The 13,299-nt window shown below is 47.7% G+C and carries 11 protein-coding genes; 5 read left to right on the forward strand and 6 right to left on the reverse strand.

The features are described from left to right. Genes Q5L94_RS12560 through Q5L94_RS12570 form a run of 3 tightly spaced genes read left to right on the forward strand, consistent with a single transcriptional unit; the run spans position 1 to position 2,838 of the window. Positions 1–591: a peptidylprolyl isomerase gene (locus Q5L94_RS12560; RefSeq protein WP_317498731.1), complete on the forward strand. Its 591-nt coding sequence runs from the start codon at positions 1–3 to the stop codon at positions 589–591. After that, the gene (locus Q5L94_RS12565; RefSeq protein ID WP_317498732.1) at positions 591–1,934 is read left to right on the forward strand and encodes an AmpG family muropeptide MFS transporter; all 1,344 of its coding nucleotides are present in this window, start codon (positions 591–593) and stop codon (positions 1,932–1,934) included. The genes Q5L94_RS12560 and Q5L94_RS12565 overlap by 1 nt, the downstream gene beginning before the upstream one ends. Beyond that, positions 1,921–2,838 (forward strand): 2-dehydropantoate 2-reductase, encoded by a 918-nt coding sequence (locus Q5L94_RS12570; protein ID WP_317498733.1) that lies wholly within the window; start codon positions 1,921–1,923, stop codon positions 2,836–2,838. The genes Q5L94_RS12565 and Q5L94_RS12570 overlap by 14 nt, the downstream gene beginning before the upstream one ends. Here the strand turns inward: Q5L94_RS12570 and ribBA are convergent. From ribBA to glyA, 4 genes are read right to left on the reverse strand one after another with little or no spacing between them, the layout of a single operon-like run. Continuing rightward, on the reverse strand, positions 2,835–3,950 hold the full coding sequence (ribBA, locus tag Q5L94_RS12575) for a bifunctional 3,4-dihydroxy-2-butanone-4-phosphate synthase/GTP cyclohydrolase II (protein ID WP_317498734.1): 1,116 nt from the start codon (positions 3,948–3,950) through the stop codon (positions 2,835–2,837). The two genes, Q5L94_RS12570 and ribBA, sit on opposite strands and share 4 nt — an antisense overlap. A gap of 13 nt (positions 3,951–3,963) precedes the next feature. Further along, positions 3,964–5,091 (reverse strand): bifunctional diaminohydroxyphosphoribosylaminopyrimidine deaminase/5-amino-6-(5-phosphoribosylamino)uracil reductase RibD, encoded by a 1,128-nt coding sequence (gene ribD, locus Q5L94_RS12580; protein ID WP_317498735.1) that lies wholly within the window; start codon positions 5,089–5,091, stop codon positions 3,964–3,966. Continuing rightward, positions 5,084–5,533, reverse strand: a complete 450-nt coding sequence (gene nrdR / locus Q5L94_RS12585) for a transcriptional regulator NrdR (RefSeq protein WP_317498736.1) — start codon at positions 5,531–5,533, stop codon at positions 5,084–5,086. The genes ribD and nrdR overlap by 8 nt, the downstream gene beginning before the upstream one ends. Positions 5,534–5,572: 39 nt before the next feature. Next, positions 5,573–6,829 carry a serine hydroxymethyltransferase gene (gene glyA, locus Q5L94_RS12590; protein ID WP_317498737.1) on the reverse strand — a complete coding sequence of 419 codons (1,257 nt, stop codon included), beginning with the start codon at positions 6,827–6,829 and terminating at the stop codon, positions 5,573–5,575. A gap of 159 nt (positions 6,830–6,988) precedes the next feature. On the opposite strand from glyA, the gene ettA reads away from it, so the two are divergent. Next, complete coding sequence (gene ettA / locus Q5L94_RS12595) at positions 6,989–8,653, forward strand: energy-dependent translational throttle protein EttA (protein ID WP_317498738.1); 1,665 nt, start codon at positions 6,989–6,991, stop codon at positions 8,651–8,653. 50 nt (positions 8,654–8,703) lie between these two features. On the opposite strand, the gene radA is transcribed toward ettA, so the two are convergent. Next, entirely contained in the window at positions 8,704–10,068 is a 1,365-nt protein-coding gene (gene radA, locus Q5L94_RS12600) for a DNA repair protein RadA (protein WP_317498739.1), read from the reverse strand. 65 nt (positions 10,069–10,133) lie between these two features. On the opposite strand from radA, the gene Q5L94_RS12605 reads away from it, so the two are divergent. Further along, positions 10,134–12,638: a PilZ domain-containing protein gene (locus tag Q5L94_RS12605; RefSeq protein ID WP_317498740.1), complete on the forward strand. Its 2,505-nt coding sequence runs from the start codon at positions 10,134–10,136 to the stop codon at positions 12,636–12,638. On the opposite strand, the gene serB is transcribed toward Q5L94_RS12605, so the two are convergent. After that, positions 12,612–13,274 carry a phosphoserine phosphatase SerB gene (gene serB / locus Q5L94_RS12610; protein ID WP_317498741.1) on the reverse strand — a complete coding sequence of 221 codons (663 nt, stop codon included), beginning with the start codon at positions 13,272–13,274 and terminating at the stop codon, positions 12,612–12,614. The two genes, Q5L94_RS12605 and serB, sit on opposite strands and share 27 nt — an antisense overlap. Between the last annotated feature and the right edge of the window lie 25 nt (positions 13,275–13,299).

Here is a 13,299-nt window from a genome sequence, read left to right on the forward strand (position 1 = left end):
ATGACTTTTCTGAAATACTTTATTGGCCTTGCCGCAGCTCTTCTTATCGGTGTTAGTCATGCTGAAATTCAGCCAGATAACCCATTCCCGCAAGTAAAAATGATAACTTCTGTGGGTGACATCACTGTAGAGCTCAATCGCGATGCCGCTCCGTTAACCGTTAAAAACTTTTTCCGTTATGTCAAAAAAGCACAATACAACGATACTATCTTTCATCGTTTAGTCCCCGGCTTTGTTATCCAGGGCGGCGGCTATGACGAAGATTTTCAGGAGAAACCCTCATTTGAAAAAATTGCGAATGAATCCGGTAACGGATTAAAGAACGAATATGGCACAATTGCTATGGCTCGGGAACGTGAACCGCACTCAGGTACCCGCCAGTTTTTCTTTAACTTAAATGACAATACTTCACTTAATCCAGATAATGGTGACTGGGGCTACGCTGTATTTGGCCGTATCGTTGAAGGCTTAGATGTCCTGGAAGCAATGGCTAAGCTTGAATCACAAGCCTATAGTGATGAAGTTGGCTGGGCTGATGTACCTGTCGAGCCGCCTATTCTGAAACGTATAGAGGTTGTACCGCAAAACTGATGGCTTTAACAAAACCGACTTTCTGGCAAGATTTGAAAGTCTACAAACAGCCTCGCGTATTAGTTATTTTTGTTCTGGGCCTTGCCAGTGGTTTTCCGTGGGTGATGATTGGCTCAGCACTTTCAGCGTGGTTGCAGGAAGTCGGCCTTACCCGCTCAACCATTGGTTATTTTGGGGCTGTTTCAGTGGCTTACTCAATAAACTTCTTATGGGCTCCTCTTATAGACAATTTCAAGCTTCCGCTGCTTACCCGCTGGCTGGGTCAAAGAAGAAGCTGGATTTTTCTCTGCCAGATGCTCATAGCGAGCGGCTGTTTCGCATTGGCCTGTCTGGATATTACCAGTAACCTCCATCTGGTCGGAATAATCGCGCTGGGTATTGCAATAAGTTCTGCAACACAAGATATTGCCATTGATGCCTACCGCATTGAGTCTTTTGCAGAAACCGAAGGCCGCCTGCAAAGTGCCGGCGCAGCAATGACAACTGCCGGATGGTGGACCGGCTACAGTGGTTTAGGTGCTCTGCCGTTCTTTTTTGTCGATGGCATAACCTGGCAATGGCAACACGCCTATTTCGGTTTGGGCTGCATCATGTTAGCCCTTGCAGCCGTCGTGCTTTTCGTGCGCCGTACTACTTATCATCAGGAACCAACCATAAAGACTAAGCTGACTCACTTTTGGCCTGCGATGAAAGAAAGAATCAATCTTGTTGTTGTTCAGCCCATCGGAGAGTTTTTTTCCCGCAACGGCGTTAAGCTGGCGTTTTCAATTCTGGCCTTTATCTTTTTGTTTAAAATTGGCGAAGCTTTTCTGGGCCGGATGTCGATTGTTTTCTACAAAGAAATTGGTTTTACTAATGCCGAAGTCGGTACCTATTCAAAATTAGTTACCTGGTGGGTAACGATTGTTTTTGCACTGCTAGGCAGTGCCGTCAATTTACGACTGGGCATAATTAAAGGCCTGCTCATAGGCGGTATCGCCATGGCCTCCTCTAACCTGATGTTCTCGTGGATCGCTCTGGTAGGCCCGGATACAAACCTTTTTCTAAGTGCAGTTTTAATCGACGGTTTTACCAGTGCCTGGTCAACTGTCGCCTTTGTTGCCTTTATCAGTTTACTTTGTAACCGCACCTTTACCGCAACCCAGTATGCGCTAATGGCATCGTTGGGGTCTTTAGGGAAAACCTTACTCTCGTCCTTCAGCGGGCAAATTGTCGATTATATGGATGGCAACTGGGCACTGTTCTTTGTGGTAACCGCTTTAATGGTTATTCCCAGTCTTCTCTTCCTTTGGTTTATCCGTGAACCCATAGCCGAGCTGGAGCGAAAACGTGACGAAGGCTAACCTTAACTGGGTAGTGCTTGGTCCTGGTGCAATCGGCGGACTTATTGCCGGTGCTCTGCTGGAACACGGCCAGTCTGTGTCGCTACTACCGCGTAAAAACGAGCCGCGAGAAATAAACTGGCAAGTCACGCATAAGCAGTTTAAAGCCGACTACAGTGCTCCGGTTATCACACAACCTTTGGCCGAGAATACTGTGTTCGTTATTGCGGTTAAAGCCTTTGATTTGATTGAAGCTCTGCAAGGCATAACAACATTGCAAGGGTTTAATAAAACCATGCCGGTAGTAATAAGCCACAACGGCTTGGTGGAACTTCCTGAACCGTTAAAAGAACTTAATTTACACCCATTGGTGACAACTCATGGTGCAGTGATAAGCCGAAATGAGAATGGCAAACGTCGTATAGAACACCGCGGTGCAGGCCGAAGCTGGCTAGAGGTCGGCCCTCAAGGTCGGGTCCAGCCGACAAACTTTGCTCCTGGCTTGATTCTGCAACAGGCATTCTCTCCACTTACTCTGGAACAGGATCTAAGTCAGAGACGCTGGTTAAAGTTCGTTATTAATTGCGTTATTAATCCGTTGACCGCAGTTCATCAGTGCGCGAATGGCGAATTACTGAAAAAAAACTGGCAGGCACAAGTCTACAGCCTTGTGACAGAGGCCGTTGCTGTAGCCAATAGTCAAAACGTGTCGCTGACAACTGAGGGGTGCTATAAGGAAGTGCTTTTAGTAGCAAAGGAAACAGCTTTGAACCACTCGTCAATGCTACAGGACGTTAAACAACAAAGACGTACCGAGATACAGCAGTTAACCGGTTATTTAATTAGCGCTGGTAAGAAGGCGGGTGTTGCCACACCAACTCACCAGCAACTACTTGATGAATTCCAACGAAGTTACAGCGATTAGTCTTTATCTTCAATAAAGTCGACCACTTCCAGACCAAAGCCTGACAAAGCAGAGTAACGTTTTGGTGAGCTCATTAAGTGCATTTTATGAATGTTCAAGTCTGCCAGAATCTGCGAGCCTAAACCGACATTCCGGGACGCATTTGACGCCGACGTTGTTGGCTTGTGTTCACCTTTGTCCTGAGCTTCAAACTCACACACCTGAGCAATGATGCTTTCCGGCGTCTGCTGACGACCAATAATAACCAGCACACCATCGTGTTCAGCAATATAGGACATAGCTTTTTGAATTGGCCAGCTGCGTTTTGCTGCGCGCTCAGTTAGAAAGGTATCGTGGAAAGTGTCCTGTAAGTGAACTCGCACATTAGTCACTTTATCTTGTGAGAGATCACCGTGAATAAGAGCATAATGTACCTGCTCATCAATAGTATCCTGATAAGTGATTAAACGGAACTTACCAAATGCCGTTGGCAAATTGCATTCAGCCACTCGCTCTATCGTTTTTTCCTGTATCGAACGGTACTCAATTAAATCGGCAATAGTGCCGACTTTAATACCATGTTCTTTCGCAAAAACTTCAAGATCAGGACGGCGCGCCATGGTGCCATCTTCATTCAGTACTTCCACTATGACAGCCGCTGGTTCATATCCGGCTAAACGCGCGAGATCACACCCCGCCTCAGTATGGCCCGCACGGTTCAACACGCCGCCCGACTTCGCTTTTAAGGGGAAAATATGTCCAGGCATGACTAAATCTTCGGGTTTGGCGTCTTTTTTCACAGCATCCAGAACCGTTTTCGCTCTGTCCGCTGCTGAGATACCTGTCGTTACCCCCTCAGCGGCCTCAATCGACACAGTAAAGTTTGTCGCATAAGGCGCGTTGTTCTTATCCACCATTAACGGCAGGTTCAGTTGTTTACAGCGTTCCTCCGTTAGCGTTAAGCAAATCAGTCCGCGACCGTAACGCGCCATAAAGTTGACAGACTCCGGTGTCACGCACTCGGCTGCAATAATGATATCGCCTTCGTTTTCGCGGTCTTCGTCATCCATAAGGATAACCATTTTACCCTGACGAATGTCTTCGATAATCTCTTCTGTGCTATGCAGTGACATAACGCTTTACCCTTTAATCTTGTGTATGAGGTACTGCTACCAAGCGTTGATCAGGGCCTATCTGCCGACGATCAATAATTTTAAACCTTGGTGCTGAAGCTAAATTCAACGGCTCGTTCATGTCGATAACCGAACGTCCATGATGGCCCAATAACTGACCCGAACTGTAAATCATCAACCTGTCGCATAATTGCTGCTGAATAAGAGCACCCGCCAAATTCGCCCCACACTCAGTCCATAACTGGTTAATTTCGCGGTTAGCCAACTCAACCATAAGCGCCGGCAGACTCACTTTGCCGTTAGGGTCTGCGGCTATAATTAATTCATGACAATGTGCATGCCGACTGGGTTTACCGGGAGTTGTTCGCACTAACCAAACCGGCGCAGGAGAGTCGAAAACCCTGGCCTCATCCTTCACTCGGTGCTGGCTGTCAATAATAATACGCACCGGCTGTTTTATTGGTTCAGGCTGCGCTCTTGATTTCGGCCACTGCTCAACTCGCACTGTCAATTTAGGATTGTCAGCCAGAATCGTTGCAGCACCACTCAGTATGGCATCGGCCTGTGCCCGGAAAAGCTGAACATCACTGCGGGCTGCAGAGGACGTTATCCATTGACTGCGACCATCTGACAACGCCGTTTTTGCGTCCAGTGAGGTTGCCATTTTTAAGGTTACCCATGGCCGTTGTCGCGTCATGCGGGAAATAAAGCCCGGATTCAAACTCTCTGCTGCCGATTGCAGTACACCCACGTCCACAGAAATACCTACAGCTTTTAAACGCCGAATGCCATTACCACTAACTCGTGGGTTTGGATCCTGCATTGCAACCACAACACGTTTTACTCCGGCTTCAATTAACGCGTCGCAACATGGAGGAGTGCGGCCGATATGACTGCATGGTTCCAGCGTAACGTAGGCCGTTGCGCCCCTGGCTTTTTGCCCGGCCGCGCGCAAAGCATGTGCTTCGGCATGAGGTTCGCCAGCCTGATGATGCCAGCCTTCTCCTACAATCTCTGTGTCAGAAGTAATAACGCACCCCACCGCAGGGTTTGGCCGGGTTGTCATTAGCCCCCGCCGCGCCAGCATTAACGCGCGGTGCATCATTTGATAGTCGAGATACTGCGGGGTTAACTCAGTCATTAAGGCGCGCTATTTCTTCACCAAATTCGCGGATGTCCTCAAACGAGCGATATACGGAAGCAAAACGCACGTACGCCACTTTATCTATCTGCTTGAGGTTTTCCATTACCAGGCTGCCGACAAAATTACTGCTTATTTCACGCTCGCCGGTTGCCCGGATGCTGGATTTTATTTTGTTAATGGCCTGCTCCATCAACTCAAGACTCACAGGCCGCTTTTCCAGTGCTCTCAGCAGACCACTTCGGAGTTTATCTTCATTAAATGGCTCGCGGGAACCATCGGTTTTGATAACCCGGGGCATGACCAGCTCAGCTGTTTCAAAGGTTGTAAAGCGTTCCTTGCAGTGATTACATTCACGCCGGCGACGAACTGAGGCCCCATCCGCAACCAGTCGCGAATCGATAACCTTAGTATCCTGTGTGCCGCAAAATGGACAATGCATTGTCTGACTCCTTTATGTACGCTCTACAACTGTTCGCAATTAACCGTAAACCGGAAACTTCGCGCACAACGCTTTGACCTGCTCGCGGACCTCATTAATTCTGTTTTCGTCAGCAATGTTATCCAGTACATCGCAAATCCAGTTAGCAACTTGCTCAGCTTCCGCTTCTTTAAAGCCGCGGCGAGTAATTGCCGGTGTACCTAAACGCAAGCCAGAAGTAACAAAAGGTGAACGTGGGTCGTTAGGAACCGCATTTTTGTTAACGGTAATGAACGCGTTACCTAAAGCCGCATCAGCGTCTTTACCAGTAATATCTTTGTCAATTAGATCAACCAGGAACAAGTGGTTCTGAGTGCCATTCGATACAATTTTGTAACCGCGCGCCTGCATGGTTTTTACCATGGCATTCGCATTCACTAACACTTGCTTTTGATAGTCTTTAAATTCTGGCTGCAATGCCTCCTGAAAAGCCACCGCTTTACCTGCGATAACGTGACACAGTGGACCACCCTGGTTGCCCGGGAATACCGCGCTGTTTAATTTCTTGTGTAACTTTTCATCGTCGCTGCCGGAAATAATCAAACCGCCGCGAGGGCCCGCCAGCGTTTTGTGCGTGGTGGTAGTGACAACATGAGCATAAGGTACTGGGTTCGGATAAACACCGGCAGCAACCAGCCCCGCTACGTGCGCCATATCAACCATTAAATAAGCGTCGACTTTGTCCGCTATTTCACGGAATTTTGCCCAGTCAACAATCCCCGAATACGCTGAAAAACCGGCGACGATAACTTTCGGTTTATGTTCCAGCGCCAGCTTTTCAACTTCAGCGTAGTCAATTTCACCGGTGGATTCATCCAGGCCGTACGAAACCGCATTGTAGAGTTTGCCTGAAAAATTGACACCAGAGCCGTGTGTTAAGTGACCGCCGTGAGCCAGACTCATACCAAGAAAGGTATCACCGGCTTCCATCATTGCCATAAAGGCAGCGGTATTAGCTTGAGAGCCGGAATGCGGTTGTACGTTTGCGTACTTAGCGCCGAACAATTCTTTTGCGCGCTCAATAGCCAGGTCCTCGACTTTATCGACGAACTCACAGCCGCCGTAGTAACGCTTATGCGGATAGCCTTCTGCGTACTTGTTGGTCAGTTGTGAACCCTGAGCCTGCATTACCCGCGGACTGGTGTAGTTTTCCGATGCAATCAGCTCAATGTGTTGTTCCTGACGTTCAACTTCATCATGCATCGCCTGCCATAAGTCGGCGTCAAAGTCGGCAATGTTCATCTCAGATTTCAGCATTACAGCTCTCCAAATCATTAAATGGTCTTAATTTGCCCAGTATTTTACCTTAAAACACAAATGAGTGCCTAGTTCAGCACAACAAAGTTTGGGGATGTCCGTAAATCACAGTAAACTATGCAGTAACTTTTTTGTTGATAAGAAGGATTTTACGTCACTATGGCGCAATATATCTATTCAATGTCGCGGGTGAGCAAAGTTGTTCCACCCAAGAAAACTATCTTAAAAGACATTTCACTGTCGTTTTATCCTGGTGCCAAAATTGGCGTTTTAGGCGTTAACGGTGCTGGTAAGTCGACCTTACTAAGAATTATGGCGGGTGTTGATAATGAATACGAAGGCGAAGCCCGTCCCTTAGCAGGCATCCAAATTGGTTACCTGCCTCAGGAGCCTCAGCTGGATGAAAATAAAACGGTGAAAGAAACCGTTGAAGAGGCTGTGGCCGATGTCAAAGAGGCCTTTGCTAAGCTGGATGAAATCTATGCTGCTTATGCAGACGAAAACGCAGACTTCGACGCCTTAGCAAAACAGCAAGGTGAACTCGAAGCTCTGTTGCAGGCAAAAGACGGGCACAATATAGATAACATTCTTGAGCGTGCTGCTGACGCGCTGCGCCTGCCGGAGTGGGATGCGAAGATCGGCAACTTATCCGGTGGTGAAAGACGCCGTGTTGCCATATGTCGCCTGTTGTTATCGAAGCCCGACATGCTGCTTCTTGACGAACCCACTAACCACCTGGATGCGGAGTCTGTGGCCTGGCTTGAACGCTTCCTACATGACTACAATGGTACAGTGGTCGCGATTACCCACGACCGTTATTTCCTTGATAACGTTGCGGGCTGGATACTTGAGCTGGATCGTGGCCACGGCATTCCGTGGGAAGGCAATTACTCCTCCTGGCTGGAGCAAAAAGAGAAGCGTCTGGAGCAGGAAGAACGCTCTGAAAAAGCACGCCAGCGCACCATTAAGCAGGAACTGGAGTGGGTACGTACTAACCCGAAAGGTCGCCAGGCGAAAAGCAAAGCACGTCTTAACCGCTTTGAAGAACTACAAAGTGGCGATTACCAAAAGCGTAACGAAACCAATGAACTGTTTATCCCACCGGGCCCTCGCTTAGGCGACAAGGTTATTGAGGTTAACGGCATAAGCAAGGCTTACGGCAAGCGCCAGCTAATTGATAACTTAAGCTTTAGTGTTCCCAAAGGCGCTATCGTTGGTATTATCGGTCCAAACGGTGCGGGTAAATCCACTTTATTCCGCATGATCAGCGGGCAGGAGCAACCTGACAGTGGCTCGGTTGAGTTGGGCGAAACCGTGCAATTAGCCAGCGTTGATCAGTTCCGTGACAACATGGATGACAGCAAAACTGTCTTTGAAGAAATTACGGACGGCAACGACATTCTTAAAATTGGTAACTTTGAAGTTAACGGCCGGGCCTATGTTGGTCGCTTTAACTTCCGTGGTACCGACCAGCAAAAACGTATTGGCGAGCTGTCTGGTGGTGAGCGTAACCGTGTGCATTTGGCCAAGCTGTTAAAAGCCGGTGGCAACACCTTGTTACTCGATGAACCTACCAACGACTTAGACGTGGAAACCCTGCGGGCACTGGAAGAAGCGATTCTGGAATTCCCGGGCTCTGTGATGGTTATCTCGCACGACCGTTGGTTCCTTGACCGTATTGCTACACACATTCTGGATTACCGCGACGAAGGCGAAGTGGTGTTCTACGAAGGTAACTACAGCGATTACGAAGCTTATATGAAAGAAAAATTCGGTGAGCAGGCTATGGAGCCGCACCGCATTAAATACAAACCTATTGGTTAATAGACTCGATAGCAAAGGGGAGCTTTATCGCTCCCCTTTTTATTTCCGAATTACATGACATCCAGCGCTTGCTGAAGGTTTTTTACCCCAATCACTTCCATACCCTTGGGCGAGGTTTTGGGCGTATTGCCAATAGGGACAATGGCTTTTTTGAAACCATGCTTAGCGGCCTCGTTTAACCGCTCCAGACCATTAGGTACCGGGCGTATTTCACCGGCCAACCCGACTTCTCCAAACACGATTAACTCACGTGCTAAGGGTTCGCCTTTAAAGCTGGAGACAATAGCTAGCAACAAGGCTAAATCCGCCGATGTTTCTGAGACCTTAACGCCTCCCACCACGTTGACAAAAACGTCCTGATCCGAAACCTGTAAACCGCCATGCCGATGCAGAACGGCCAGCAACAGCGCAAGCCGTGTAGCTTCAAGCCCCACCGCAACCCGCCGCGGGTTAGCCAGTGCCGAGTAATCGACCAAGGCCTGAATTTCAACCAGCAAGGGTCGGGTGCCTTCCCAAATCACCATCACCACAGAACCATTGCCCTGATCTTCAGCGCGTTGCAGGAATATAGCCGATGGATTCGAAACTTCTTTAAGTCCGCCCCCCGTCATCGCAAAGACGCCGAGTTCGTTTACCGCACCAAATCGGTTCTTGGTACCACGCAGAGTTCGATAACGGGAATCTGATGAGCCATCCAGAAGTACGGAGCAGTCAATGCAATGTTCCAGCACTTTTGGCCCGGCCAGATGCCCTTCTTTGGTGACGTGACCGACCATAATAATCGCCACATTTTTTTGTTTAGCGTAACGCGTTAAAAAAGCGGCTGATTCGCGCACTTGAGAGACACTGCCCGGCGCCGACTGAATATCGGCCATATGCATCACCTGAATGGAGTCAATGACCATAATGGCCGGTTTTTCTTTATCAGCCAGCTGACAAATGCTTTCCACTGAGGTTTCAGACAACATACGCAGCTTATTCGTCGGCAGGTTAAGCCGCTGAGCCCGCATTGCTACCTGCTGCAGAGACTCCTCTCCGGTAACGTATAATGCCGGCATACGTTCTGCCAGTTTACATAAAGCCTGAAGTAACAACGTACTCTTCCCCGCACCCGGTGAACCGCCGATGAGTATTGCCGAACCAGGCACAACGCCGCCGCCTAAAACGCGGTCAAACTCCTGAAAGCCCGAGCTAAAACGCGGCACTTCCTGTAAGTCCACCTCGTTCAGGGTCTGCACCCGGCCTTCGGTAATACCACTAAAGCCCCGCCGTTCCGATGAATTAGGAGTTGCTTTTGATGTTAAACGAATTTCAGTTAGCGTGTTCCAGGCTTTACATTCCGGGCATTGCCCAAGCCAGCGCGGGAAGTCGGCGCCACAGTCATTACACACATACGCACTTTTTGCTTTTGCCATTCGTCTGCTTCTCGTTTTATGATGAGGTATTATCCAAGAGTAATTATAAAAAATATTAGACTTCGATGCCGAACCATTATTTTGACCAACTTATCGATCAGTTAAAACCCGTCGTTTACGATACCGACTTTGACACCTTATTTCAGTCCTTAACTGAAAACGAAGATGGTCCCACAAAATTCAAGCTTAAAATGGAGCTCAGGCGTTTAGCAGCTTCCTGTCATCGCACTGTTGACTTACGTAATCAGGTTGATGGCGAATGCCGTCCTTACGAATACAATGGACGCCGGCATCAGCTTGACGATGTTGCTATTGAAATTTTTGAGCGGGGTCTGGAAACCTATAAAGGCGTTTTCACCCAGGATACTTTTGAGCAAATACTGGATGCAGATAACCATTTACGCCAGGCTCGCGAAGAAGAAAGAGCCTTCGCACAAAGTTTAGCGGACCACAATGCCGAGCCCCTAAGTGGCCAATCACCATTTTTGAACAGCGACAACGAGGCTGAATCTTACCTTCTGGAAACATTCCACTTTGGCCAGTACCCTTACCGCGCCGAAGAACGAATGAATTTTACCATCGAAGTCGGGCTTGAAGACAGTGAAGGAAAAAATTATCAGGCGGTAACGGCTGATATTTCCATTACGGGGATGCGTGTACGTGTTAACGACGAACATAATCTGCAAGACGGCGATTCACTATCGCTTTATTTTACCGGACTGGCAAAGGAGTTCACAGTAAACCCTGAAACCCGAATTCCCTATCGTGTTGTCGGAGTTCAGGAGGTAGACGGTAAACATTACTTAAGTTTGAATCGAGATCCGGATTATCAGTCAGCCGAGCTGGATAAGTTTTTTCATCGATTCATTAATGGTTATAAGAAACGCTACCGCGTTAATATTGACAATACTTACAACACAATACTCAATAAAGGACACGAGCAATTCCTGTTACCCAGGATGCAGCAGTTGCCGGTTTTCTTTTCTGAGTCAAACAAACAACTGGTAGCCGATTACGTATTAACCACCGACAACAACCGTTTTATTTTAAGTAACTGGATTAATGAACTGAATCAAATCAGTTTCGGTTCTATTTTTAATCTGCGTCGCAGCCGTTGGTTACTGCAGGACTTAGCTCAAAAAGAGCATGCTCGTTTACTGGTAATGACCTTCTCTATTACTGCCCGCGGAAAAATATACAACTACTCAGCCACGGCAGAAGAGCTTCAGAAAACTGGGTTATGGGACACTTATATCGCCTTTGGCAGTAAAAAAGCCTCCTGGCGAGTTTATCAAATCGATTTACGCCGGGTAGATTTGAATCAGGCATGGCAACCTCAGAGCGTACCGGAAAACATTAATGTTCCGTTTCGTATCAATCCACCTACCGCGGAAGTTAGAAGAGCGATAGCACCTCTGCGATATATGGGGGTAGTCAACGACATAACGGATAGTTTGCAGGGCTTTTTCAATACTAGTATCGCAAAAGAACAGCTAGCATCATTAAAAGCGTTCGCGCACCCACCGTCCACACCTATTCGCACAAAAGAAGCTCGCCTTGAGTTTATTAATTTACGCAGTGAGAAACGCTTCAGCTACCGCAGCCGCTGCCGGGTTAAAGTTGGCAAACTTGTTCGTGACGGCATGATCATTGACCTTTCCGTCAGCGGTCTGCAAGTACAAATTGATACGCAGTTACCAGCAGAGAAAGGTGACAATGTCGAAATTTCGATGACCGGCTTTAAGAAGCTCTATAAAAAAGCGAAGTTAGATCATTTAAATTATATTGTCGCTTCTATTGACGATGCACAGACCACATTACGTTTAAAAATTGAAGGTGATCACGAGCAGCATATGGGCTCGGAATTCATACGCTTTTTAATTCGTGAACAGCGCGGCTTGCTTAAACTACAGGTGGAAAACACCTCAATAAACGGACTGGAGCTATGTCTACGCAATTTATACTGCGACGCTCCGGCCTCATTGCCGGTTTTCCTATATAGAAATAAAAAACGTAAGACTTCTGTGCGGCGTGCCGGTCTCTCCAAATGGCCATCCGGGTGGGCTAAATTATTAGATAAATTTCCCGGCAGTCAGCCAACTGCAATTAATCTACAACCACTGCTGCGAGGGGACTCATTAACAGAAGAAATTCTCCCCAGATTAAATGATATGGATCGCACGTCGGAACCTGTCACTTTATTACTGTTACTGCGCTTATATCGTCAAAACGGTGAGGACATAGTTCAGACCCAATGGTCGAGGGGTAATGATAACCAGGCTATTGAATCTTTTATTGAGCAAAGCATTCCTAATTCAATCTTTCGCGCTGTCACTGTGACTCTTTCCAGAACAGGACGCCCTGATACTCAGTTTGTTCAGGCCGAACTGAGTTACATTAGTCGCTATGCCGCTTACCGCGCGCAGGAAATAGAAGAAGACTTATGGCAGGTATACGCCATTGCGGACACAGTTGATGTGACCGAAAGCTTACTGGAATTTGCCTTATCGGGCTCCGATGCGATTAAGGAACAGCAGCGACGCTTAAATAACTGGCTCAATAAGTTCTGACTGTTTAAGGCAACCCTGTACCTCGAGTAGGTTATTGGAATTGACAGAGTAATCCGCAATAGCCTGCAATGCAGGTTTTGCATTAAAGGCAATACCAACAGCGGCGGCTTTAAGCATTAAGGCGTCATTGGCGCCGTCTCCTACCGCTACGGTTCGCTCCGGTGGAATATTCCAATGACCGGCCAGTTGCTGCAGTTGTGCAGCTTTAACTTCAGCGTCAACAATGTCACCTAATACCTTCCCGGTCAGGCAGCCATTGGCTACTTCCAGCTGGTTAGCGACAACCATATCCAGATTCAGGGCCGCTTGAACCCTGTCTGCAAACCAAGTGAAACCACCGGAAACCAGTGCCGTTTTCCAGCCCACGGCTTGCAGAACCTGGATAAGTTCTTTAGCGCCTGGGTTAAATGGAATGGGCGAAAATAAACTTTCCAGATCACACTCTTTAATGCCTTCAAGGCAGGCCACACGCTGGATTAAGCTCTGTGCGAAGTCAATTTCCCCCCTCATGGCGGCTTCCGTTATGGCTGAGACTTTAGTATAACGGTTGTTTAATCGTGCAATTTCGTCGATACACTCAATATGAATTAAGGTAGAATCCATGTCGAAAACAATTAAACCAGAACTGTATTTCATTTAACGGGAATCTCCTGAGCCGAAC

This window comes from Idiomarina sp. Sol25, assembly GCF_033052775.1.
In the GTDB taxonomy this organism is placed as follows: domain Bacteria; phylum Pseudomonadota; class Gammaproteobacteria; order Enterobacterales; family Alteromonadaceae; genus Idiomarina.

Bases quoted from the DNA above. Each gene is read 5' to 3' on its own strand.
- Q5L94_RS12560 (WP_317498731.1), top strand. From the start codon at position 1: ATGACTTTTCTGAAATACTTTATTGGCCTTGCCGCAGCTCTTCTTATC.
- Q5L94_RS12565 (WP_317498732.1), top strand. From the start codon at position 591: ATGGCTTTAACAAAACCGACTTTCTGGCAAGATTTGAAAGTCTACAAA.
- ribBA (WP_317498734.1), bottom strand. From the start codon at position 3,950: ATGTCACTGCATAGCACAGAAGAGATTATCGAAGACATTCGTCAGGGT.
- ribD (WP_317498735.1), bottom strand. From the start codon at position 5,091: ATGACTGAGTTAACCCCGCAGTATCTCGACTATCAAATGATGCACCGC.
- nrdR (WP_317498736.1), bottom strand. From the start codon at position 5,533: ATGCATTGTCCATTTTGCGGCACACAGGATACTAAGGTTATCGATTCG.
- glyA (WP_317498737.1), bottom strand. From the start codon at position 6,829: ATGCTGAAATCTGAGATGAACATTGCCGACTTTGACGCCGACTTATGG.
- ettA (WP_317498738.1), top strand. From the start codon at position 6,989: ATGGCGCAATATATCTATTCAATGTCGCGGGTGAGCAAAGTTGTTCCA.
- radA (WP_317498739.1), bottom strand. From the start codon at position 10,068: ATGGCAAAAGCAAAAAGTGCGTATGTGTGTAATGACTGTGGCGCCGAC.
- Q5L94_RS12605 (WP_317498740.1), top strand. From the start codon at position 10,134: ATGCCGAACCATTATTTTGACCAACTTATCGATCAGTTAAAACCCGTC.
- serB (WP_317498741.1), bottom strand. From the start codon at position 13,274: ATGAAATACAGTTCTGGTTTAATTGTTTTCGACATGGATTCTACCTTA.